General features: G+C 43.2%; 23 protein-coding genes. 3 read left to right on the top strand and 20 right to left on the bottom strand.

Annotated features, from left to right (window positions below; all coding sequences use genetic code 11):
• The 15 genes from nrdD to ELZ47_RS00665 all read right to left on the bottom strand — a co-directional run bounded on the left by nrdD (nt 1) and on the right by ELZ47_RS00665 (nt 14,194).
• Nucleotides 1-2,196 (bottom strand): anaerobic ribonucleoside-triphosphate reductase, encoded by a 2,196-nt coding sequence (gene nrdD / locus ELZ47_RS00740; protein WP_126436092.1) that lies wholly within the window; start codon nt 2,194-2,196, stop codon nt 1-3.
• Between the two features lie 219 nt (nt 2,197-2,415).
• Nucleotides 2,416-3,963, bottom strand: a complete 1,548-nt coding sequence (locus tag ELZ47_RS00735) for a heme transporter CcmD (protein WP_126434982.1) — start codon at nt 3,961-3,963, stop codon at nt 2,416-2,418.
• 38 nt (nt 3,964-4,001) lie between these two features.
• Nucleotides 4,002-4,145, bottom strand: a complete 144-nt coding sequence (locus tag ELZ47_RS00730) for a hypothetical protein (protein WP_126434981.1) — start codon at nt 4,143-4,145, stop codon at nt 4,002-4,004.
• Nucleotides 4,146-4,322: 177 nt separating this feature from the next.
• Nucleotides 4,323-5,858: a cardiolipin synthase gene (gene cls, locus ELZ47_RS00725; RefSeq protein ID WP_126434980.1), complete on the bottom strand. Its 1,536-nt coding sequence runs from the start codon at nt 5,856-5,858 to the stop codon at nt 4,323-4,325.
• Between the two features lie 194 nt (nt 5,859-6,052).
• The gene (locus ELZ47_RS00720) at nt 6,053-6,532 is read right to left on the bottom strand and encodes an SP_0198 family lipoprotein (protein WP_125330732.1); all 480 of its coding nucleotides are present in this window, start codon (nt 6,530-6,532) and stop codon (nt 6,053-6,055) included.
• Nucleotides 6,533-6,589: 57 nt separating this feature from the next.
• Complete coding sequence (locus ELZ47_RS00715; RefSeq protein WP_125330731.1) at nt 6,590-7,822, bottom strand: bifunctional folylpolyglutamate synthase/dihydrofolate synthase; 1,233 nt, start codon at nt 7,820-7,822, stop codon at nt 6,590-6,592.
• A gap of 181 nt (nt 7,823-8,003) precedes the next feature.
• A complete protein-coding gene (locus tag ELZ47_RS00710; protein WP_002894073.1) occupies nt 8,004-8,315 on the bottom strand; it encodes a DUF1292 domain-containing protein in 312 nt (103 codons plus the stop codon).
• Between the two features lie 24 nt (nt 8,316-8,339).
• A complete protein-coding gene (gene ruvX, locus ELZ47_RS00705) occupies nt 8,340-8,759 on the bottom strand; it encodes a Holliday junction resolvase RuvX (RefSeq protein WP_002911439.1) in 420 nt (139 codons plus the stop codon).
• A complete protein-coding gene (locus tag ELZ47_RS00700) occupies nt 8,759-9,025 on the bottom strand; it encodes an IreB family regulatory phosphoprotein (protein WP_002894075.1) in 267 nt (88 codons plus the stop codon). Before ELZ47_RS00700 ends, ruvX begins: the two co-directional genes overlap by 1 nt.
• A 177-nt stretch (nt 9,026-9,202) precedes the next feature.
• Nucleotides 9,203-9,745, bottom strand: a complete 543-nt coding sequence (locus ELZ47_RS00695; protein ID WP_125330730.1) for a hypothetical protein — start codon at nt 9,743-9,745, stop codon at nt 9,203-9,205.
• A 105-nt stretch (nt 9,746-9,850) separates the two neighbouring features.
• Nucleotides 9,851-10,423: an SP0191 family lipoprotein gene (locus ELZ47_RS00690; protein WP_125330729.1), complete on the bottom strand. Its 573-nt coding sequence runs from the start codon at nt 10,421-10,423 to the stop codon at nt 9,851-9,853.
• A 135-nt stretch (nt 10,424-10,558) separates the two neighbouring features.
• Complete coding sequence (spx, locus tag ELZ47_RS00685) at nt 10,559-10,957, bottom strand: transcriptional regulator Spx (RefSeq protein WP_002894078.1); 399 nt, start codon at nt 10,955-10,957, stop codon at nt 10,559-10,561.
• Between the two features lie 85 nt (nt 10,958-11,042).
• Entirely contained in the window at nt 11,043-12,191 is a 1,149-nt protein-coding gene (recA, locus tag ELZ47_RS00680; RefSeq protein ID WP_002899282.1) for a recombinase RecA, read from the bottom strand.
• A 58-nt stretch (nt 12,192-12,249) separates the two neighbouring features.
• Nucleotides 12,250-13,506 carry a competence/damage-inducible protein A gene (locus ELZ47_RS00675; protein WP_164549529.1) on the bottom strand — a complete coding sequence of 419 codons (1,257 nt, stop codon included), beginning with the start codon at nt 13,504-13,506 and terminating at the stop codon, nt 12,250-12,252.
• A gap of 409 nt (nt 13,507-13,915) precedes the next feature.
• Nucleotides 13,916-14,194: a bacteriocin immunity protein gene (locus ELZ47_RS00665; protein ID WP_223310420.1), complete on the bottom strand. Its 279-nt coding sequence runs from the start codon at nt 14,192-14,194 to the stop codon at nt 13,916-13,918.
• 598 nt (nt 14,195-14,792) lie between these two features.
• Between ELZ47_RS00665 and ELZ47_RS00655 the strand changes: the two genes are divergently transcribed.
• Nucleotides 14,793-15,641 (top strand): helix-turn-helix domain-containing protein, encoded by an 849-nt coding sequence (locus ELZ47_RS00655; protein ID WP_002917851.1) that lies wholly within the window; start codon nt 14,793-14,795, stop codon nt 15,639-15,641.
• Nucleotides 15,642-15,650: 9 nt separating this feature from the next.
• Here the strand turns inward: ELZ47_RS00655 and ELZ47_RS00650 are convergent, their stop codons facing one another.
• Nucleotides 15,651-16,223 carry a DNA-3-methyladenine glycosylase I gene (locus ELZ47_RS00650; protein ID WP_126434979.1) on the bottom strand — a complete coding sequence of 191 codons (573 nt, stop codon included), beginning with the start codon at nt 16,221-16,223 and terminating at the stop codon, nt 15,651-15,653.
• Between the two features lie 10 nt (nt 16,224-16,233).
• Nucleotides 16,234-16,824: a Holliday junction branch migration protein RuvA gene (gene ruvA / locus ELZ47_RS00645; protein ID WP_126434978.1), complete on the bottom strand. Its 591-nt coding sequence runs from the start codon at nt 16,822-16,824 to the stop codon at nt 16,234-16,236.
• Nucleotides 16,825-16,993: 169 nt separating this feature from the next.
• On the opposite strand from ruvA, the gene ELZ47_RS00640 reads away from it, so the two are divergent.
• A complete protein-coding gene (locus ELZ47_RS00640) occupies nt 16,994-17,497 on the top strand; it encodes a helix-turn-helix domain-containing protein (protein WP_126434977.1) in 504 nt (167 codons plus the stop codon).
• Nucleotides 17,481-17,990, top strand: coding sequence for an RDD family protein (locus tag ELZ47_RS00635; RefSeq protein WP_164549528.1), 510 nt, complete (start codon nt 17,481-17,483; stop codon nt 17,988-17,990). Before ELZ47_RS00640 ends, ELZ47_RS00635 begins: the two co-directional genes overlap by 17 nt.
• A 48-nt stretch (nt 17,991-18,038) precedes the next feature.
• On the opposite strand, the gene mutL is transcribed toward ELZ47_RS00635, so the two are convergent.
• The 3 genes from mutL to ELZ47_RS00620 form a co-directional block, all read right to left on the bottom strand.
• The gene (mutL, locus tag ELZ47_RS00630) at nt 18,039-19,982 is read right to left on the bottom strand and encodes a DNA mismatch repair endonuclease MutL (RefSeq protein WP_126434975.1); all 1,944 of its coding nucleotides are present in this window, start codon (nt 19,980-19,982) and stop codon (nt 18,039-18,041) included.
• Between the two features lie 203 nt (nt 19,983-20,185).
• On the bottom strand, nt 20,186-21,496 hold the full coding sequence (locus ELZ47_RS00625) for an SPFH domain-containing protein (protein ID WP_126434974.1): 1,311 nt from the start codon (nt 21,494-21,496) through the stop codon (nt 20,186-20,188).
• Nucleotides 21,497-21,523: 27 nt separating this feature from the next.
• Nucleotides 21,524-22,219 carry a zinc ribbon domain-containing protein gene (locus ELZ47_RS00620; protein WP_126434973.1) on the bottom strand — a complete coding sequence of 232 codons (696 nt, stop codon included), beginning with the start codon at nt 22,217-22,219 and terminating at the stop codon, nt 21,524-21,526.
• Nucleotides 22,220-22,375: the final 156 nt, after the last annotated feature.

The following is a 22,375-nucleotide window of genomic DNA, read 5'->3' as shown; positions in this document are numbered from 1 at the left end:
TTAATTTCCTTCGTACTTAATAGTCGAGCCATTCATGTGCTTGACCCGAGCTGATATTTCCTTGTGTCGGCCATTGACCATTGGGCGGGCTTGCGGATTTCCTAAGTAGCCGCAGGTCCGCTTGACCACATCGACCGTCTTGGGATCGCTGTTGCCACAGTTTGGACAGGCGAAGCCCCGCTCGGTCGGCGTGAAATCTCCCTCAAAGTTACACTTGTAACAGCGGTCAATCGGCGTATTTGTACCTAAGTAACCAACTCGGTCATAGGCATAGTCCCAGACAGCTTCCAGTGCCTTTGGATTTTGCTGAAGAACAGGATATTCACAGTAATGGATAAAGCCGCCTGAAGCACCCACTTCAGGATAAATCTTCTCAAAGTCCAGCTTTTCAAAAGGCGTTGGATTCTTGCGCACATCGTAGTGGAAGGAGTTAGTATAGTATTCCTTGTCAGTAATATCCGGAACGACCCCAAACTTCTCTGTATCCAAACGACAGAAACGGTCGGTCAGGCTTTCAGACGGCGTCGAGTAGACGGAGAAATGATAGTCATACTGATCTGACCACTCTTGCACCCGACGCTTCATATCTTTGACAATAGCAACCGTAAAGTCCTTGGCTTCTGGATTAGTTTCCCAGTCGCCGCCGTAAAAGACTGCTGCCACTTCATACAGACCGATATAGCCTAGGGAAACCGTTGCACGACGGTGAGTAAAGAGCTGGTCCACCTGATCATACTTGCCCAAGCGTTGGCCAAAAGCCCCATACTGATAAAGAATCGGTGCATTGGCTGGACTGGCTTCCTTAGTCCGCTCCACTCGGTAAACCAAAGCATCCTCAGCGATATTCATCCGCTCGTTAAAGAGTTCCCAGAATTTATCTAAATCCCCCTCGGATTCAAGCGCAATCCGCGGCAGATTGACAGTAACGACACCTAGATTCATACGGCCGGAGTTGACTTCCTGACCATTTTCATCCTTCCAGCCTTGCAGGAAAGAACGGCAGCCCATCGGTACCTTGAACGATCCAGTCAAGTCGATAATCTTGTCATAGGAAAGCACATCTGGATACATGCGCTTAGTGGCACACTCCAGAGCCAGTTCTTTGATGTCGTAGTTAGGCGTTCCCAGCTCAAGATTGAGCCCACGCTTAAGGGTGAAAATCAGCTTAGGGAAAATTGCTGTGCGGTGCTCGCTTCCCAGTCCCTTGATACGGATATTGAGAATGGCCTTCTGAATTTCCCGCTCAAAACGATTGGTCCCAAGACCAAAGCCCAGCGAGGTAAAAGGAGTTTGACCGTTAGAGGTAAAGAGAGTATTAATCTCATACTCCAGTGACTGCATGGCATCGTAGATGTCCTTCTTGGTCTTCGCCCAGGCGTACTCTTCCTGCTTATCCAGCAAAACCCATTGCTCCGCATCCTTGAGATGCTTTTGATAATTAAGTTCAGCATAAGGCGCCAAAACTTCATCAATGCGGTCCGCAGAGCAACCTCCGTACTGACTAGAAGCTACATTGGCAATGATTTGCGAGATTTGCGCTGTCGCAGTCTGGATAGACTTGGGACTCTCTACTTCTGCATTCCCAATCTTGAAGCCATTTTTCAGCATGCCGTCAAAGTCAATCAGACAGCAGTTAGTCATCGGTGTATAAGGGCTGTAGTCCAAATCATGGTAGTGGATGTCCCCCTTCTGGTGGGCGTTGGCCACATGAGGCGGCAACATCTTAAGCCCAATGGATTTGCCGACAATCCCAGCTGTCAAATCCCGTTGGGTATTGAAAACATCACTGTCTTTATTAGCATTCTCATTGACTACCGTACGATCTTTGTTGAGAAGCTTGTCAATAGTAAAGTTGATATCAGTCGCTTTTGAGCGCTCAAAATCCCGTTGGGTGCGGTAAGTGATGTAGTTCTCCGCAATAGCGTATTCCTTGGCATTTAAAAGCTCATGCTCAACGATGTTCTGAATCTCATAGATTTTGACATACTTAGCGAAACGACTGCTGATTTCTGCCACAATGCGGTCTGTGATAGCTTCTAATTTGGCTTCCAGCATCGGATTCAGAGGACCGACTTCTTGAGCTGCCCGCACCATAGCCTTATAGATCTTTGACACATCAAAAGCCACCCTGCGGCCATCCCGCTTCTCCACATAAATCGCTGGAGCAGTTTCAAACTTCTCTTCCCGTAAAATCATCATGAACACTTCCTTTTCCTGCCCTTAGGACAAATCAAGTCTCTTCAGACTAGCCGCCTGCTAAGAAATTCCCAAGAAATCTCCGACAGCGGTTTATCCAAAGAACAGTATTTTTTAAATCAGTCGATATAAGTCTCATTATAGCACGTTAAAATTAAAAATCAATATGTTGTGGCAAAAAAGTTATTTTTTCTTTTTATACACAACATATTGATTTTACTACTTAAGTTGATAAAGCTTGAAATGCTTGAGCTTGAGGTCAGCTTCCTTGTAATTTTGGGAAATTAGCTGCTTCACATCTGATAGCAATTTGACATCATTGTTAACCAAAATATACTTGGGCTGACTGTTTTCCAGTCCCTTCTGAAGACCTAGACGATTTTCAGCCGTTCCCACATACAAAGTTGGAGTCAAGAGAGAGACAGCAGATAAGCGGCCGCTCTTTTGATACAGACTAGCCGAGGTATCCCAGGCATAGATAGTATCCCCATCCTTGGTCTTTTCCTTAATATACTGAGCCGCCTCACTTCTTTCAGCAGATACACCGCTGGAAAGGATATACTCATTGACCAAAGGATAGCCAATCAGATAAAAGATGGCTAAGAGCGGCAGAAAGAACTGGCCTGAGAGATAGGAAGTCCACATGGTAGGACGACGGCGATCTCGGCGGTGACGCCCCGGTGCCTGCTGCTTGCCTTTATTGAACCACAAAGCAAAAAGAATCATGGCAAAAGGCAGGGCCGGAAGCAGTTGATAACTGCCTTGATCTGGCAGGATAAAAGCTGCAAAGACAGTAATGAAGAGTCCTAGCAGACCGATAAAGCGCAAGACGCGCAAGCTAGTTGCTTGCCCCTTTTCTCTTGGAAAGAGATTGACACCCAAAGCAGAAATAAAACCTAGACCGACCGTCAGCAAGCCATAATAAACCAAATTAGAAATACTATGACTGCCAATCAAGCTGATGGAATCCCAAGAATAGGTCACCTGACTAATCGCCTGGCCAAAGGTTCGATTGGCAACAGTAAAGTAGCCGATAGGATAAAAAATCACTGAGAAGCCAAAGAGACCAGCTAAAAGCTGATAGAAGCCTCGAGCCGCACGCTTGGCTGCGATATTGTAGACCAAAAGCACCAGAGCAGTCAAAGAGTAGAAGACTAGGCTGGAAACCGGATCAATCATAAAAGCGAGGGCTCCAAAAGCTCCATAGGCAATGAACTTTTCATCCTTGATTGAATCCTGCAGATAGCGCACCAAAAAAGATAGATTCCAAAAAATAAAGGGCAGGACAAAAATACTAGAGTAAAGACCGCCAAATCCAAGGGCAAAGACTAGCAGGTAAAAGAGCAGCAGGAGGCTGCGCGATAGATCCTGTTTAGGCTGTAAGAGCACCAAGGTCTTGTGCAGAAAAAGTCCGGCCATCCACAGAGCCAGCGTCTGAAAGACCATCCACAAAAGCTGGCCAAAAGCCAGACTGCTGGTCCAAGCCATCAGATAATAAAGCAGGCCACTAGTCCCATATATTTGCGAATAAGGAACCTGCCCCTGAGTCATGGCCCAGCCGGCATAGAGATTCTGACTTTGTAAATTCGTTGCTAGATTGGTCAACAAAGGATTGACCACACTTAGCAGGCTGATAGCCAAACTGCATAAGAGGGTCAAAAAATAGGGCGTCGGCTCTGGCTTGGTAAATTTTTGCTCAGACCTTTCAGCCCTAGTCAGCTGCTCCTCTGAAACCTCTAAAACTTTTTCTTCCGTTGTATCATGCATATAAAATATTCTCCTTGATATCAGTCCCATCTAGTATATCAAATTCCTGTCCTCCTGTCAGCTTTCTCTTGACTCTTCTTCTGAGCATTATAGTTCCTAGCCAGCTCCTCCAATTCCCGAAAACAGCGATATTCTCTCGTTTCATAAGCAAGCGGCTGACTGGAAATTTTCTCCATTGTCATCTTAAAAAATTCCTTTATTTTTTACATTCGTAAAAACAGAGCAAAAATCCGTACCCATATAAAAGTGAGAACAACAAGAACATCTCTCAGCGCGATTCGCAAAAGCACAAGCAAAAAATCTGAGACTTCTGCCTCAGATTTTCTGTATATTGCTGCAGAATTTGCCCACCTCTGGCCTTAGAGCATAGGTGCAAAGAGCTGCATGATTTCTTTGATAAAGCGACGATACCAGCTGCTATCGAGATTTTCAGGAAGAATTTCCTCAGAAGCCTCAAAAATTGCTTCAAAATCTTCCTTGATAGCTGGGATACTCTCCGTATGGTACATCAGGACTGCATTTTCATAATGGTGCACCAGACTGCGGTAGTCAAAGTTAATCGTCCCTACCACAGCAAATTCATCATCAGCCACCACATTCTTGCTATGGATAAACCCTGGCGTGTACTCAAAGATTTTAACCCCTGCCTCCATCAGATCTGGGTAGGCTCCACGGGTAACAATCTGAATCAGCTTCTTGTCCGGAATGAAAGGTGTCACGATGCGGACATCCACTCCCCGCATAGCAGCATTCTTAATATCCTCCGTCAGGTCATAATCAATAATCAGATAAGGCGTGGTAATGTAGACATAGTCCGTAGCCTGACTGATAATATTTTGATAGACTGTTTTGCCAACCTGACCCTTATAAATGGGCTTAGGCCCGCTGCCATAGGGAATGTAAAGACCTCTGCCTTCGACAGCTTTATTTTCCAGATGGTACTTGTCAAAGTCTGTGATTTCCCCGCGGTTGATATACCAGTTCATGAGAAAGAGCCGCGTCAGTGCCTTGACCGCCCGACCTTCCAAGCGCACACCGCCATCTTTCCAGTGTCCAAAACGAACGATATGATTGATGTACTCGTCAGCCAGATTGATACCGCCAGTATAGCCAACCTGGCCGTCAATGACCAAAATCTTGCGGTGGTCACGGTTGTTATAGGATACCGTCATTCGCGGAATCACCTTGTTAAACTTATAAGCCTCTATGCCCATCTTGCGCAGCTTACGCGTATAATCACCAGGCAAAGTAGCCATGCAGCCAATATCATCATAGAGCAGCTTGACTTCAACGCCTTGCGCAGCTTTTTCGACCAAGATTTCTAGAACACTGTCCCACATCAGCCCTTCATCGATGATATAAAATTCCAGAAAAATGAATTTCTCAGCAGCCCGCAGGTCAGCCAGCATGGCCTCAAACATCTCCTCACCGATGGGAAAATAGCGAGAAGCTGTACCGTCATAGACATCCGCATTATTGTCCATACTCAGCAGTGATTTGATAATACCGTAGGCTGACTTGTTTTCCTGTTTCAGCTGGACACGTAGATCATAGCTATTGTCCTCTCGAAATTTCATAGAGTCCATATTTTCCAGCTGAATCATTTCTTTTTTAGACAGTCGTCGCTCGCCAAACATCAGATAGAGCAGGAAACCAAAGACCGGCACCACGGCAATCAAAAGCCAGGTCACCTTACTCTCGGGCGGCATATTGCGGTTGACAATAGCTAAAATGGTCCCAATATACAGGAAAACAATCATCGCCACTGACAGCCAGTTGGGTGCAATCTCATTAAAATAGAAAAACGCAACAAAGACAAAGACCAGCTCCAATAGCATAATAATGATGCTGAAACCGTATTTTGACATTAATAAGCGGAATTTCCTGAAAGTCATACACTCTCCTATCTCATTGCATATATTCTAGTATAGCAGTAAAACTGCCTTAAAACAACGTTTATATCAATGCAAACTATATTTCTAACCGATGAAAATCTAAGCACAGCTTTTGAATACTACTATCCTAAGAATTTCACTGAAAGATTAGAACCGATAAAAGGAAAAGCCCTATTCAAGACAGGGCTCTTTCATCATTGTTTTGTAAAGATCAGTGTGTCATCATCATAAGGCTCTTGGGAAAGGTCCTCGATAGTCAACTGATTGCCCTCAATTCGATAGCGCTTGACATCATCTCCAATGACCATCGTCTGGTTGGTAGCATCAATTTGAACCTGTTCAATTTCCTGCTCACCATCCGCCTCGACCTTGGTCAGCTGGCCAGTAGTTCCTGAAATCTGTAAGGTCAGTTGATCGCCTTCATGACTTGTCTGATAGCTGCCATCAAGCTCGCCATTGGCTGCTTGCTCAGAAGAGGATGCTGAAGCAGATGAGCTACTATTGGCAGCACTAGACGAGCTAGCTACCGACGAAGACTCCGCTGGCTTGCTGGAAGCAACTGACTGAGACTGAGAGGAAGGTGACGTCTGGTTCTGATTAGAACCGCAAGCTGCCAAGGCCAAAATAACCGTAGCAGTTAGACCTGAAAAGATTAACTTTTTAGAAATTGCCATAGTATTCTCCTTTTTCTTCTGTCTTTATTGTACCAAAGCGGGACTCTGGCGGTCAATTTATAAACTTGTCAAATAAGCTCTGACTTCTGCAATAAAATAGAGAGAGCCCGTAATGAAAAGCAGCTGATTATCGTTTTGCCTCTCCTTAAAATTCTGAATAAGCTGCCGATAATCCTCTATGTAGAAGAAGCCTTCCACTTCAGCTCGACTAAGGGAATCTCCATCAGAAAAGGAAGTAACCGTCAACTTAACATCTGGCAGAGCCTCTCGCAGATAAGCCAGCATAGCGCTATAGTCCTTACGCTTGAGAGCACCGAAAAGAAGCAGGCACTCTTTGTCATTCTGGCTCTGGATAAACTCTACTAACCTTTTCAGCGCAGGTAGATTATGAGCCCCATCTAGATAAATACCTGGACTGGCTTCTTCCAAACGCCCTGCCCAACAAGTCTCCTGCAAGGCTGTCCGAATCCTAGCAGAATCTATTTCCCAGCCTTGCTGCTGCATGAAGAGCAGGAATGCCTGCAGGGCCAGCGCTGCATTTTCCTCCTGATAGCCTCCCTTAAGTCCCAGTTCAAGATTGGATAGGGTCATAGTCGAATTGGAAAAAGACTGATTTGCCAGAGAAAAATCGCGACCATACTGATAGAGTTCTATTCCCAGCTCCTGTGCTCGCTGCTCACAAACCAATCGCGCTTCCTCTGGCAGTGGTCCGATGACCGCTGGCTGCCCCGGCTTGAAAATCCCTGCCTTTTGCTCCGCAATCGCCGTCAAGCTCCTTCCCAGAGTCTCCTGATGGTCCAAGCCCACAGAGCTGATGACCGCAATATCTCCCCTAATGACATTAGTCGTGTCCAAGAGTCCGCCAATCCCCACCTCAATCAAGGCCAAATCCACTGCCTGCTCCTTGAAATAGAGAAAAGCAATCAAGGTCAGAATTTCAAAATAGGACAGCTGGTCATGGCTTTTGAGCAGTTCTTGCTCCATCTTTTGCACTTGCTGACCTAGACGGATAAAGTCAGCCGAAGCAATCGGTTGACCGTTGATACAAATCCGATCATGAATACTAATCATGTGAGGCGAGGTAAAACTTCCTGTCTTGCGACCATGCCCCGCAAACAGCTGACGCATAAAAGCAATAGTAGAACCTTTGCCATTTGTACCAGTTACATGAATCGTTGGATAGCTCCGCTCAGGATTCCCCAAAAGAGTCACCGCCTGCTGCATGCGCCCTAGACCCGAACGAAAGTTTAGACCAATTCGGCTGTTCAGCCATTCTTCAATTTCATTCATTTTCTTACCCAAAAAAGAGCAGCGAAGCAGAACTCAAATCTGAATTGCAACTCGCTCCTCTTTCTAATGTTTATGATACGAGATAGAAAATAGCCGAGCCTTGGCTACTTCCTTCTTCTGTCAAGTTTAGCTAGCTTTTCGCCCACACTTGTCCATTTCTGGAAACGAGACTAGGCCAGTCTTACTCTTCCATAAAGCTGTTGAAGACTTCCTCAATCATATCCCATTCAGCATCTGAGTCTTCTGGGATTGGCTGCAGGTCGCCTTCTGTGCCATCTTCATTTTCAGTAAAGGAATAAGCTTGAATCTCTACTTCACCGTTCTCATCTTCTTCCGCATTAGCCGGAATCAAAAGAACATAATTCTTGCCAAACTCTTCCTTACCATCAATGGTCAAAAGAATTTCAAATAAAGTTTCGTTCCCTTGCTCGTCAACCAAGGTGATTAATTCACGCTCTTCATGCTCGTGGTCATGGTTATGATCATGTGTCATACTAGTGTCTCCTTCATTTCTTTTCTAAAAATTTCGATCCAGATAATTCTGCAAAATCAGCTGTGCGGCTAGCTTATCAATAACTTTCTTGCGCTTGCTGCGGCTAATGTCCGCCTGCTCCACCAGCATGCGCTCAGCAGCCACCGTCGTCAGACGCTCATCCTGATAGTCAACCGGCAGACCAAAAAGCTCAGCAACCCGCTGGCCATAAGCCTGACTGGCCTCCACTCGAGGTCCGCTGGTATTGTTCATATTCTTAGGCAGGCCAATAACAAACTTATCAACCTTATACTCTTTAACCAGCTCGCCCAAGCGCTCTAGGCCAAATTCGCCCTTATCTTCATGAATCGGAATAATCTCCAGTCCTTGAGCCGTAAAACCAAGAGGATCACTAATGGCAACCCCAACCGTTTTCGAGCCCACATCTAATCCCATAATTCTCATTAGAGATCGACGCCTTGTCCTTTCAAATAATAACGAACCAACTCCTCGACAATCTCATCGCGCTCATATTTGCGGATTTGATTGCGGGCGTTGTTATAGCGAGGTACGTACGCAGGATCGCCACTGAGTACGTATCCCACGATTTGATTGATTGGATTGTATCCTTTTTCATTGAGCGACTTGTAGACATCGGTCAAAGTCTCGCTAATTTCCTTTTTATTTGAATCATCGAGATTAAAACGTACTGTTTCATCTGTAAATCCCACAATTACACCCTCTTTCTTTAGAATATCCCTATTATAGCATAATTATAGGCTTTTCACAAATTTAATTCACCCGAATTCTCCTAATTCTTCAATAAACTTTAGCTAATATTTGTCCGAAGTCTGGCTCTGAAATCCAGCAAAAATCCAGCTCTCTTCAGAGAACTGGATGGAAACTTCCTAATTTGAAGACGGCACTTCCACACCGTCGCTTCCCTTAAACTTGTTCAGCAATTCTTCTGGACTCAGGGTCTCGATTTGCTCAAACAGCTGCGCATAGTTTGGAAGCTTTTTGGCTGCTTCGTAGTCTAGATTCTCAGGATCGATAGTCATCTCCAGAGAAATCTCTTCCGCAGTCATATCTGTTTTCAAGTCAAGACCGGTGATATTCACCACTTCTTTCAGACCCAGTGCTTCCTCGATCAAAGACAGCATTTCTTTCTTCACAGTGGAAACATCCTGCTTTGACAAAGCTTCCTTGATATTGTCAGGAATAGCCTTGCTGACATGCAAGATAACCTTATCATACTTCTGTCCGCTGTAGCTGACTGTTAAGATTCTGGTTTCTTTTCCATGTTCCAATTGCTTCTCAGTTTTATAGGACTTAGTGACAATATCTCCTTTTCCAGCCCCTCCCTGTGAGGATGAACTGTTATTTGACTGCTGACTGCAAGCTGTTAAGATTGCCAAAGCTGCCAGCAAAAAGACAATTAATTTTCTCATGTCTTATCTCCTTCAATATTGAGCTGATTTTATCATATCATTATAAAAACGGCGCTGTCAAACTGATTGTCACTCTGTCATTAAAATGTAATAAAAAAGAGCAGCTTATTTCTGCTCTTCTGCTCCATTCATCAGGAGATTGTTGATATATTCTTCTGGCGTCAGCTTAATCATTTCTTTGAGCTTGAGATTTTGAAAATAAGGCATAGACGCTGCTTTTTCGATATCCAAACTCTCAAAGTCATAGGTGGAAGTCATTTTCAGCTCGTTCTCATTCAAAATTGTCACTGAGCCGCTGAAGCCTTGAAGTCCACGAGCCTGCACATAGTCTGCATCCTGCTCCAGTGACTCATTGAGCGACTTCTGCGCTTCCTCCAGCCCCATTTGCTTGATGGCTTCTTTCATCTCATCATCAGTCGCAGTCAGCCTTTCAATAACCAAGCGTTTAAAATGCTCTCCCTGATAAGTCACTGTCTGACTCTGCTGGTTTCCTCGTTCATCCTTTGGAAAAACAAGTGTCCGAGTAATCACTTCCTGCTGCTTGGCATTATCAATGATAGGCAGATTATTGCTGATTTCTTTCTTGTCAGTCGCATTCGAATTCGTCTCTGTCTTTTTATGTCCACAGCCTGCTAACAGTGCCACACTCAATCCCAGTCCTAATAAAATTTTCTTCATCTTCCATCCTCCTCAGAGATATTGTATCACAGTTCTGCTCCTTGTCAATCCATCCAGTCGCCAAAGTCCTCTGTCAACCTAAACAAAAAGAAGAGCCGAGATTCTCTTCCCGACTCTTTCAGTTATATTCAAAGATTAGAGAGCTGCCCGCAGACGAGCTTCTGCATTTTCAACATTGCGAACAGAACGTGGCAGAAAAGCACGGATATCATCTTCTTTGTAACCAACTTGGAGACGTTTATCATCCACTAAGATAGGACTTTTCAAAATACGCGGGGTCTCCATGATGATGTCAAGAACTTCATTGACACTCAACTCTTCAATGTCAACACCCAAACCTTTAGCATAGCGGTTTTTTGATGAAACAATGCTCGCGATACCATTTTCTGTTTTGGTTAAAATATCCAGAAGTTCCTCTTTGGTGATGCCTTCTTTTCCTAAATTTTGTTCTTTATAAGTTAATTGATGAGCGTTTAGCCAGGTTTTTGCTTTTTTACAACTAGTACAACTTGAGACAGTATAGATTGTGATCATGTAAGTACTCCTTTCGCTACACGATACTAATATCGTAGTCTATTATATCACAAAAACCATCGGTCTTGCGACCTATTTTGCAAAATTACTCTTCAATTTCAATGGCATCGTCCAAATCTAGAGTCACTTCTTCCAGCGTTTCTACTGGGCTGTCAGCCTTATTGCCAACCGCTTCTGCCATATCGTCTCCATCAATCAAACCGTAGCGGACACGAACCTGACGGTCAATTTCATCAAAGACTTCTGGATGATCAGCTAAGTACTTCTTAGCATTTTCAGAACCTTGGCCGATTTTTTCATCATTGTAGGAGTACCAAGCACCAGCTTTTTTGATGATATCCAAATCAGTCGCAATCTTAATCAGCTCACCTGTCTTAGAAATACCTTCTCCGTACATGATTTCCACGAAGGCTTCTTTGAATGGCGGAGCTACCTTGTTTTTAACGACCTTGATCTTGGTTTCTTTACCGACATTGGTATCCTTCTCATCACCAGTTCCTTTGATTTGAGTATTACCACGGACATCCAGACGGACAGAAGCATAGAACTTCAGTGCACGGCCACCTGGTGTTGTTTCAGGATTACCAAACATAACGCCAACTTTTTCGCGCAGCTGGTTAATGAAAATCGCAATCGTCTTCGTTTTGTTGATAGAAGCAGACAGTTTGCGCATAGCCTGGCTCATCATCCGAGCCTGCAAGCCGACATGACTGTCACCGATATCGCCATCGATTTCTGCACGCGGTACAAGGGCTGCAACTGAGTCCACAACCACCAAGTCCACCGCCCCTGAGTCAATCAGCTTGCCAGCAATTTCCAGTCCCTGTTCTCCAGAATCAGGTTGAGACAGCAGCAACTCATCAATATTAACACCCAGAGCAGCCGCGTATGACGGATCCAAAGCATGCTCAGCGTCGATAAAGGCTGCGATACCACCTTCTTTTTGCGCTTGAGCAACAGCGTGAAGAGCAACGGTTGTCTTACCAGAAGACTCTGGACCATAGATTTCAATAATCCGTCCCTTAGGGTAACCACCAGCACCAAGGGCAATATCCAAGGCCAAAGAGCCAGAACTCATAACTTGAACCTTTTGCTCTGCCCGCTCGCCAAGACGCATAATGGCTCCCTTACCAAAATCCTTTTCAATGTTTTTAAGAGCATTATCCAAGGCTTTTTGGCGCTCATCGCCGAATTTCTTTGAGATTTCGTCTAATTTTTTTTGTTTCTTTGCCATTTATTTCTCCTGTTTTTTCTAAAATGTCTTTTGGCCATCTTCGTCATTATACCAAAAATCAGCTATTTAATAAAGTTTTTCGTACTAGGTTGAAGGCGTGCAGAACAGCAATTTTCCGCACATCACGCCGACTTCGTCCAGCAATATTGACCTTAATAGTTTCTGTTCCAGCAGCACTATCTAAGCCGATAAAAACAGTCCCTGCTGGATGGTCTTCCAGCGACTCTGGGCCTGCCACACCTGTCAGACTGATAGCTAAGTCGCTTTCAGTCAGCTTTCTAGCCTGCTCTGCCATTTTCCCAGCCGTAAAAGCCGAAACAACACCGTGCTTCTCCAGGTCTCCCAACGGTATATCTAGCATCCGGCTCTTTTCCTCCATGCTGTAGGTGACAAAGCCACCTGAAAAAATGGAAGAGGCTCCAGCAAAATCTGCCAAAGTCGCTTGAAAGAGGCCAGCTGTCAGACTCTCTGCCGCTGAAATCGTCTTCCCTTGACCCTTCAGCAACTCAAAAGCCACCTGAGCCAAGGAATTGTCATCTCCATAACCATAGAAAATCTCTGACAGCGACTGACCTTCAAAAGTCTTATGTGCCAAAATTTCCTTTTCCACAGCCTCAAACTTGGTGTCAGCTTCTGCCTGACTCAGAGCCTTGGTGGACAGTCGCAGGGTAACCTCTCCCGTCTTTGCATAAGGAGCAATGGTGGGGTCACTCTGCTGCTCAATCATCTCTGACAAAATAGTCACTAGCTGACTCTCGCCGATACCAAAGAAGCGTAGCACCCTCGAATATAGCTTTTGACCTGTGGATAAGAGGGGAACCAGCTCGTTGTTGACCATAGGCTTGAGCTCGCTAGGCGGACCAGGCAGGACTACATAAGTCACTCCATCAACTTCCAATAAACCGCCAACAGCTAAACCAGTCGCATTTAGTAACGGAGTCGAGCCTTCAACTAGCTGGGCCTGACGCTCATTGTTGGGCGTTCGAGCATAATCTGGCCGGCTGGCAAAAAAGCGATCCAGCTTTTCCACAGCCTGTGAGTCAAAATTAAGCTCACGCCCTAAGAACTTAGCCAAGGTCTGCTTGGTCAAATCATCCTCTGTTGGGCCCAAGCCTCCTGTCAGGATAATTAGATTACTGCGTCCTTGAGCAATTTCCAAAACAGAGAGGAGACGATTTTCATTGTCCCCTACTGCTGTCTGAAAATAGACATCAATCCCCAGACTCGCCAGTTTTTCAGATAAAAATTGGGCATTGGTATTGACAATCTGACCGGTCAGAATCTCAGTGCCCACAGCAATAATTTCTGCTTTCATAGAACCTCCTACCTTACTATTCGGAATTGGCTTTATTTTATCACAAAAAATCTTAAAAAAGTTGATTTTCATTCCAGGAAATAAAAAGAGCTGTCAAGTTCCTTGACAAACTTGTCAACATGCTGTGGAAAACTTTTAAGAATGACTGGTGTTATGCAGAATAACTAGATTGTTAGGAAAATGCTATTGGCAAATGGTTTGAATCTTTTTATAATGGAGAGATAAATTCCAATAAAAAGAGTTTGGGACAAAAAGATTTCAATTTTTAAAAATCTTAATTATTAAGCCCTTCAAATCTATAATTAAATACGAAAAGCGAACAAAGCAGAATTCTGATTACCAGAAAACTAGTTTTGTTCGCTTTTTATATTTGAGGTTGGACTTTTGTCCCAGGTTCTTTTAAATACAACTAAAACCAGCTAAAAAAACTAATCCAGCCCCTGTAAAAATTACTTTCCCTTTGCAAGAAGGTCTGTAAGTCTACTAATTCTTTTGAAGGGGCAGACAATAGATACTGATTTAAAAAAGGGATTAGACGGACACACTCAATTGAAGCATTCTTACCATTTTCAATCTTATAAACAGTAGATAAGATTAGCTGTGAAAATTTCTCATCCTTTTTAGTCGTATCTAAATGGTATACTTCTTGCAATAGATGTAAAAGCTCTTTTTCTTTAGCTTTTCTCACAGCAGCTACCTCCTTATCTATAAACACGCGGTACCCACGGTCCGTATCTAGCCCAACCATCAAACATAACATTTACCATGTGCTGTAAAGTGGGTATTACTTGAACCATTTTCCACTCACCTGTATAAGGATTATAATAAAAATCATAAGGTTTCGCTGTATATCTATAGTAAAACTGATTGGCCGGGTCAGTATATCGTGGAACCTCTCCTTGTATTTTTACCTCTCCGCTGTTCACTATATCAGCTCTGATACTTGCTACAGGTGCAAATAAAACAAATACCAACAAAACAACGGAATAAAACCATTTTATTCTGCTTTTCCTCATTTTTAGTACCTCACTGACTACTTGTTTTCAAAGGTAATATAATTTAATGTAAAGTCTTATTTAGCCTTTTGGGCTCACCCTCCTCTCTTTCATATTTAGACCTATTCCCAAGGCCACCACCATGGAAATACATTAACAATAATCATTACTAGCAAAATAAATTTGCGCTTTGTTTTTCCCACCTTTGCCCTCCTTTCTATTTCATGATATACTATTTTAAAACATTTTTTCAAAACGTAGCTTTTAGTAACATTTTCAAAGAGGGTTCTTATGCGCTGGGATTATGGAAAAATCTATAAAGAAATTAGAAAATCAAAAGGGCTGACTCAAGAAGAAATTTGTGGGGATTTTTTAGCTCGCTCAACTTTGGCACGAATTGAAAGTGGACAAGTCGTGCCAAAGTTCGATACCATGATTTTTTTACTTCGCCAGATAGATATGACACTAGAAGAATTTAAATACATTTGTGATTATTATCAACCTAGTCAGAGACAGAAAATTTTAAATTCTCTTTATAACCAAGGTGAGACTATTGTAGGGACGAAAGGTTTGTTACAATTAAAGAGAGAATGCGAGGCATATCTATGTAAACATTCCGATATTCCGATTAAACATGCTTTAGATATCATCAATATTACTATTCATCTGAGACAAAATGGAATTTCTGAGACAAAAGAAATTAATGCTACTACCAATAAAATTTGGGCGTATTTAGAAAAACAGGACACTTGGTATGAAAGTGATTTTCGACTTCTTTCTACTATCCTTTATTTCTTCCCTTTAGAAAATATCAAACAATTTACCCAAAAGATTTTAAATAGTATAAAGAAATACCAATCATTTCGCTATGGGAATAATGTACAAATCGGTCTTTTAGTCAACCTTTCTACCATCTATCTTTATAATGGATTAAAGAGAGAATGCGCTGAAATTACTAAGTACATTTACGATTTGTCAAAAAAAGAAAAACGTTATGATTCCCTCGGGCTTTCACAGATTCGACTTGGAATTTGCAAAAATGATAACGAATTAATAAAAAAAGGGATTGCTCTACTACAACTTGCCGATGAAAAAGAGCTAGTAAAATCTCTAAAAGAAGAAATTGAAAAATACCGTTGAGAATCTTTCTCAAACGGTATTTTTACGTGGATTAAAATCACAATCATTTTCATGATCGTTGATAAGGCCAGCTGCTTCTAGGAATGAATAGACACAAACGGGACCGACAAATTTGAAGCCTTGCTTTTTCAGCGCCTTGGACATAGTTTCTGACAGCTCTGTCTTAGTAGGTGCTTCCTTGTAATGGACAATCTGATTGTTAATCGTTTTGAAATCTACAAAGGACCAGATATAGTCATTAAAAGAGCCAAACTGCTTTTGAACAGCCAAAAAAGCTTGGGCATTAGCTCTGGTTGCATAAATCTTCATCTTGTTACGGATGATGTCGGGATTGCCCAACAAACCATCCAGATCTGCATCCGTCATCTGAGCAATTTTCTGGGCATCATAGAAATGAAAAGCTTCCCGAAAAGCTTGACGTTTATTGAGAATGGTCTCCCAAGAAAGTCCAGCCTGATAGGTCTCCATGCAGAGCAATTCAAATAACTTCTGATCATCATGGAGGGGCTTGCCCCACTCCTCATCATGATAGGCCACATATAAAGGGTTGTTCATCTTTACCCAACCGCAGCGTTTGGTCATATTTGGTCTCCTATTTCACCAACATCTTAAGAGCAGACTTGATATAGTTTTCTGCTGTATCCGTCGTTCCTTCAAAGAATTTCTTGATTTTCTTGAGTTCAGTAGCTTTGTAGCCCAGAGCCAGCATGGCTTCCATGGCTTCTTCCAGCTCCTGATTATCCACAGTCTGGACAGGTGCCTTGCTTTCTGCCAGACCATCCGCCGCCACTACCTTGCCTTCCAAGTCCAGCACCATCTGCTGGGCAGTTTTCTTGCCAATCTTAGGAAACTTGGTCAGATAGGTGATGTTTTTCTGCTCAATGGCCTGCACTAAGCCAGCATTATCATCCGCCGCAATAATAGCCAGAGCAGACACTGGGCCGATGCCTGAGACTGAAATCAAGCTGAGAAAGAGTTGCTTCTCCTCCTCGGTCGCAAAGCCGTAAAGGAGCTCCGTGTCTTCTCTCACCACCTGGTGCACATAGACCTTGGCTTCCTGATGGAGATGTCCTGAGTAAGCATAAGGATTAGCTACATGAAGAATATAGCCGATAGAGTTGACTTCCAACACAATGTACTTGGCTGTTATTTTACTGATGATTCCTTTAAAATATTCGTACATAATCTTCCTTCTTTTTGTATCATTTTGCCTATCTAGTATATCATATTTTCTGTTTGGAAACTGCAAACAGAAGTGCAACCAGCGGTTGACAAAATGTACAGGAAGCTGTATTCTCAAGATAACTAAAAGCTGTTAGGATAGAGTTAGCAAAGAAAAGGAGGCTGTCACGATGAAACTCGCTGATAAATTATTTGAACTAAGAAAAGAAAAAGGCTGGTCACAAGAAAAACTAGCTGAACAAATCAATGTCTCTCGCCAGAGCATTTCCAAGTGGGAATCTGGCCAAGCACTGCCAGAGCTGGAAAAAATTGTAGAGCTGAGCAAGATTTTCCAGGTGACGACAGATTATCTGCTTTTAGAAGAAAGCGACAAACCAGAAATAAACCCCGTCCTCTCAGAAGACGAAAAAGATCGCTACTATAAGGAAGTGAAATCTTATGGCTTTTGGCAGGTTCTGTATATTTTTATATCTGCCCTAGCTATCTTTCTCTTCTTTGCAGGTTCTAGCTTTCCAGCAACATTCACTGCCCTAGTCTGGTTGACCTTCTTCCTCTTAATCGCATCAGCAATAGCTATTAACAATGCGCTAAAGATTAAGAAAAAGTACTTGGACAAGGTGATTGGCCTTGATGATTCTGAGAAAGAAGGTGCTAAAGATGAAACTAAAAACTGACAATCCCATACCAGTCAAAACTCGTCTGAAAGAACTGCTTGGAGACTGGCTCTTCATCTCATTCTATCTCATTTCTCTTTTTTTACTAGCTATGGGTTTTTACAATCTGGTTCTAGGAGGCATTCCTGTATTCACTGAAGCCCAGAGCCAGCTTCTGGCTTTTTCTACCTCAGTCCTGCCTCTAACTATCATCTTTGCTTGGCTAGACTATAGAAAAGGCAGTTTTGGCAAGCGTTGGGCAGGTTTACAGTTGATTTACAAGCATAGGAGCTTTGCCCAAAGCCTTTTGCGCTCTGCTATCAAGTTTTTCCCTTGGCAGCTGGGACATATGGGAGCTATCCGTAGTGCTTATCAAGCAGATGCCCTGTCAATTTTCTTGTCAACTTCAGCAGGTATTCTCTTCTTGATTTTTCTGCTGACGGGACTGCTTCGCAAGGACAAACGCCATCCAGCTGATTTGCTTGCTGGAACACAAGTTCAGCTCAAACATTAAAAAACAGCTCTAGTTCGATGACTAGGGCTGTTTGATCTTCTATAGAGTTTAGTATTTCCCCAACTCCCGCAGGCTAGTATGATTTTCCTGAATGCGGCGGAACATTTTTTCCATATCCGACTTGGTAAAGTTGACCAAGACTGGTCGGCCGTGTGGGCAGTTGTAAGGATTGTCACACTGGGACAGCTGAAAGAGCAAGTCACGCGCAGAGTAGTCATCCAGACTGTGATTGGCCTTGATGGAGCGTTTGCAGCTCATCATAATGGCCAGCTCTGCTCGATATTTCTTGATGGAAACTTCCTTGGTCAGGAGAAGCATATCACACATCTCATAGATGCCGGCCTCAATCTCCTCTTCCTTGAACCAAATGGGATGCTCGCGGAGAATAAATTGATTGGCTCCGTACTCTTCTAAAAAGATGCCAGCATCTTCTAACAGCTCCATCCGCTGCTTGATTCGCAACATATCGTCTGCTGGAAATTCAAAGATATAGGGCACTAAGAGCTGCTGCTGGCTATTGTCCACATCCCCTATCTTCTCCCGATAATACTCATACTTGACCCGCTCTTGGGCAGCATGCTGGTCAATAATGTAAAGACCGCCCTTGCCCTGAGCAAAGAGATAGGTACCATGCATCTGGCCGAAATATTCTAACTCTGGGAAGCTTGACTTCTCTTCCTGTTCCAACTTATCCACAGCCCGCTCCAGACTGGCCTGGTCTAGCTCTGGATGGTCTAGCTGGTCATAGCTGACCGGCTTTCTCTCTGCGAATTTGACCGAAGTCGATTGCGGTTCTGCTTTTTCATCTGTCGCTTCATGGCCAGGCTTTGCTGACTCTTCAAAGGATACCTGCTGCTCTGCCACCTGTGGCTTGAGTAAGAAGTCATTCTGCTCCTTATCGTAGTAGAGGCGATTTTCCTTCAGCGGAAGACTGGTCTGTTCAGGCTTACTGGCACGCTTAACAGTTGATTTGGCTAGGTTTCCCAAAGCATCCGGGATAAGGTCTTGCTCCTTGAGACTGGTCGCAATGGCTTGCGAAACCAAGGCCATGAGTTCCCGCTCTTTAGAAATCCGCACCTCTTGCTTGGTCGGATGGACATTGACATCAGCCAGATAGGGGTCAATCTGAATATTGATGACCGCGAGTGGAAAGCGGCCTACCATAAGCTTGCTGCCGTAGCCGTCCAAAATAGCACGATTGAGCAGGAAATTCTTAATATAGCGGCCGTTGATAAGGATCGTAATATAATTCCGATTTGCACGAGTCAGCTCAGGCAAGCTGACATAGCCACTCACCTCAAAGTCCAAATCCGAAGCAGAGATTTCCACCATTTTCTTAGCTGTTGCCAAACCATAGATGCCTGCAATAGCCTGCCGAAGATTGCCACTGCCGGCAGTCCGTGTCATTTCGCGGCTGTCGCTGATAAGGGTGAAAGCCACTTCTGGATGGGCCAGACTGAGCCGATTAATCACATCAACGATATGGGACAGCTCAGCCTGCTGGCTCTTCATATACTTGAGTCGGGCTGGAGTATTAAAGAAAAGATCTTCTATCTTGATTTTCGTTCCCACCGGACTGCTGGTAGGCTCATGCTCTTCAATCTCACCGCCTTGGGCAATTAGTAGAGTCCCGTGCTGGCCAGTCTCTGTTGCAGTCTCAATGGTAAAACGTGAGACAGAAGCAATGGAAGGAATGGCCTCACCACGAAAACCCAGCGTCCGAATTCGAAAGAGATCCGCCTGCTTCTTGATTTTACTGGTAGCATGGCGTCGAAGAGCCAGAGGAACATCTTCGTGGTCAATGCCCTCGCCATTGTCCGTCACTTGAATACTCTTAAGTCCAGCTTCTTCGATTTCGATAGTAATCTGACTGGCACCCGCATCAATTGAATTTTCCACCAGCTCCTTGACCACGCTGCTAGGCCGCTCAATGACCTCACCGGCCGCAATCTGATTGGCTAGAATTTCTGGAAGTTCGATAATTTTTGACATCATTTTCTCCGTATTTGTTCTGCTATCTATTATAACACATTGGGCTCTTTCTATCAGAAGGCAGCCTTGTATTAACCATTCTGCCCGCAAGCCAAACCAGATAGACACAAATAACTACCACACCTACCGTAAAATTCAAAAAATAAATAGCGGCTTGTCTAGCAAATCGTGATAAATAAAAACAGTTCGAGTTCGAACTGTTTTTATTCTACTGGCGGAACGGGAGGCATAAACAGCCCTTTCAAATCATCAACTGTATCTGCTCTCATCCATTCTGCCATTCCTGGTTTCCAGACTAAGGTTGAAGGGAGGAACTGCCCTGATAGAGACATTTGTGTTAGAGTATTTTTATCATAAGGCCCAGATGCTTGTCCGTTGACAGCAATATGGTAAGCAGTTGTTGGAATCGGAGGAGGTGAAACAACTGACTGTTTTTGGGAGTTGCCTGACATCATATTATTCATAGCTCCAGCAATATTTTGGCCTACAGCACCTCCTACTGCCATTCCTGCCATCATAGCAGCGGGGTTGAAGCCTGCATCGCCTCCCAGAGAAACTGTTCCCGAACCATTAGCGCCCATTTGGCCCAATGCATCAGCGCCAGCAATACCAACTTCGGACTGCTTTTCGACTTGAAATGCACCTAAGTTTGCAGATTGTGTTTGCTTGTGCTGAGCATATTGTCCTTCTTCACGTTGGATACGTATCCGTTCAACATAGTCAGTAGTTTCCGCTTGTATTTTAGCTGTGGTAACATCCTTGGTAACCAACATAAGCTGTTGATAGCCTTGACTTGATTTATCAATCTCTATTGCAGCTATATCAAGACTTGAAACAGTGACACCAAAATTCTCCTTTAATCTTTTCATGACATCATGTTCAAGAGCTTCATTAATTTGTGAAATTTTGCTTTCAAGATTAATAACAGGAATGTTATTCTCTGTAGGAGCATTCGTTACAATATGTTTAGCATATCGGGCTACAGCATCCCGAATTTGCTTTTGAAAATCATCAAGATTAAAAGTATTCAGCCTGTGTAACTTGATAAATTCTTTATAATCAGTAATTTTAAAATTAATCGTACCACGAACCGCAACAGGAACACCAAAGTCTAAAAACCTTGGATCATAGACATCAAAAAACGGCACTGCAAACTTGACTTGAATAATTTGCGAAAGATTTATGAAATAGACTTCTGCCGGAAATGGTGTGCCACCTTCATAAGCCAGACCTACTATGCTTGCCAGCACAGGAAAGTTAGAAGTCTTAATAGTCTGATCATATGGACCCACAATAAAGTCCTGCAGTGTACTATCTTTTTGTTTATAGACAAAGACAGCAACCTCTCCATCTTTGACTCGCAGAGAAGAACCCCAACGAATGGCATTTTCTCTCTTACCTACACCCTGTTTCACTCCTGCAGGGTGCCACTTCCATATCAAATAGGACACTTCATCGCAACGAATTTCATCCATGAAACCGCCTGTGCGGCTGTTTTTAGCAAACAATCCCATAATAATAACCTTTCTAAATTTAATTAATCATCGATCTAAATATGCCATAATACCTACAAAAATCATAAAGAAAATATATGCTAAAATGATACTGACAAAGACTAGTTTTTTCCCCCTTTTTACTTTATTCAATTGTTTCATCCTTTGTCCATAAAGTTCTTTAATTTTAATAAAGTCTGGAGAATTAGGGAAACTGAAACGGGCTTTTTCATAAGCCTGTTCAAACTTAGCCAACCAGGCATCCGAGATAGCTCTTTGGGAAGATACATTATTCCCTTCAGCCCCATATAATTTTAAATCGATATTTGAAGCGGCCAAAATCATAAATTCTAGAATATCTTCTTTAGTATTGGGAATAGAAAAACTACGAATCAAGTTTATTTTTTGTTCATCAGTTTTGTTAAACTTACCAAACATATCCCCTATAAATGAGTATACTTTGTTCGTATCTATACGTATACTTTCAATTTGTTCAAGTTTTTCAGCAAACTCTTTCACGACAGAAGCTCCCTTCGCTCCTCTCAATTCATATCCGCAAGTGGGACAAACGGTCATAAAAGAATCCAGCCTTTCAGCACAATTCGGACATTTGTATAATTCACCATCATATACTGTTTGCCGTTGCGATGCTCTTGTGGTTGTTTCTCCTATTGCAACTCCACAATTACTACAAAAATGAGCTCCCTCAGCAAGTGTTTGCCCACAGTTTATACAAAATCCCATTTCTTTTTCTCCGTTCTCCTATTTAACACCAATGTAGCATAAGCTATCTAATCTCATTATACAGCATTCCCACCACCATGTAAATATAAATTATCGCCTTAGTAACAAGCTTCTAAGCGATTACAAGAAAATTAATTGGAACGAAAAAGAGCTTGA

The sequence above is a fragment of the Streptococcus sanguinis genome (assembly GCF_900635155.1).
Lineage (GTDB): Bacteria > Bacillota > Bacilli > Lactobacillales > Streptococcaceae > Streptococcus > Streptococcus sanguinis_G.
Note: the sequence above shows the minus strand (reverse complement) of the source record. Positions and strands in the feature narration are given on the sequence as shown.

Coding starts and splice junctions, on each gene's coding strand:
- ELZ47_RS00735 (WP_126434982.1), bottom strand. CDS start 3,963: ATGCATGATACAACGGAAGAAAAAGTTTTAGAGGTTTCAGAGGAGCAG.
- ELZ47_RS00640 (WP_126434977.1), top strand. CDS start 16,994: ATGAAACTCGCTGATAAATTATTTGAACTAAGAAAAGAAAAAGGCTGG.
- ELZ47_RS00620 (WP_126434973.1), bottom strand. CDS start 22,219: ATGGGATTTTGTATAAACTGTGGGCAAACACTTGCTGAGGGAGCTCAT.
- ELZ47_RS00655 (WP_002917851.1), top strand. CDS start 14,793: ATGCGCTGGGATTATGGAAAAATCTATAAAGAAATTAGAAAATCAAAA.
- ELZ47_RS00720 (WP_125330732.1), bottom strand. CDS start 6,532: ATGGCAATTTCTAAAAAGTTAATCTTTTCAGGTCTAACTGCTACGGTT.
- ELZ47_RS00635 (WP_164549528.1), top strand. CDS start 17,481: ATGAAACTAAAAACTGACAATCCCATACCAGTCAAAACTCGTCTGAAA.
- ruvX (WP_002911439.1), bottom strand. CDS start 8,759: ATGAGAATTATGGGATTAGATGTGGGCTCGAAAACGGTTGGGGTTGCC.
- nrdD (WP_126436092.1), bottom strand. CDS start 2,196: ATGATTTTACGGGAAGAGAAGTTTGAAACTGCTCCAGCGATTTATGTG.
- ELZ47_RS00650 (WP_126434979.1), bottom strand. CDS start 16,223: ATGACCAAACGCTGCGGTTGGGTAAAGATGAACAACCCTTTATATGTG.
- ELZ47_RS00625 (WP_126434974.1), bottom strand. CDS start 21,496: ATGGGATTGTTTGCTAAAAACAGCCGCACAGGCGGTTTCATGGATGAA.
- ELZ47_RS00710 (WP_002894073.1), bottom strand. CDS start 8,315: ATGACACATGATCATAACCATGACCACGAGCATGAAGAGCGTGAATTA.
- ELZ47_RS00715 (WP_125330731.1), bottom strand. CDS start 7,822: ATGAATGAAATTGAAGAATGGCTGAACAGCCGAATTGGTCTAAACTTT.
- cls (WP_126434980.1), bottom strand. CDS start 5,858: ATGACTTTCAGGAAATTCCGCTTATTAATGTCAAAATACGGTTTCAGC.
- ELZ47_RS00675 (WP_164549529.1), bottom strand. CDS start 13,506: ATGAAAGCAGAAATTATTGCTGTGGGCACTGAGATTCTGACCGGTCAG.
- mutL (WP_126434975.1), bottom strand. CDS start 19,982: ATGTCAAAAATTATCGAACTTCCAGAAATTCTAGCCAATCAGATTGCG.
- spx (WP_002894078.1), bottom strand. CDS start 10,957: ATGATCACAATCTATACTGTCTCAAGTTGTACTAGTTGTAAAAAAGCA.
- ELZ47_RS00730 (WP_126434981.1), bottom strand. CDS start 4,145: ATGACAATGGAGAAAATTTCCAGTCAGCCGCTTGCTTATGAAACGAGA.
- ELZ47_RS00690 (WP_125330729.1), bottom strand. CDS start 10,423: ATGAAGAAAATTTTATTAGGACTGGGATTGAGTGTGGCACTGTTAGCA.
- ruvA (WP_126434978.1), bottom strand. CDS start 16,824: ATGTACGAATATTTTAAAGGAATCATCAGTAAAATAACAGCCAAGTAC.
- ELZ47_RS00695 (WP_125330730.1), bottom strand. CDS start 9,745: ATGAGAAAATTAATTGTCTTTTTGCTGGCAGCTTTGGCAATCTTAACA.
- recA (WP_002899282.1), bottom strand. CDS start 12,191: ATGGCAAAGAAACAAAAAAAATTAGACGAAATCTCAAAGAAATTCGGC.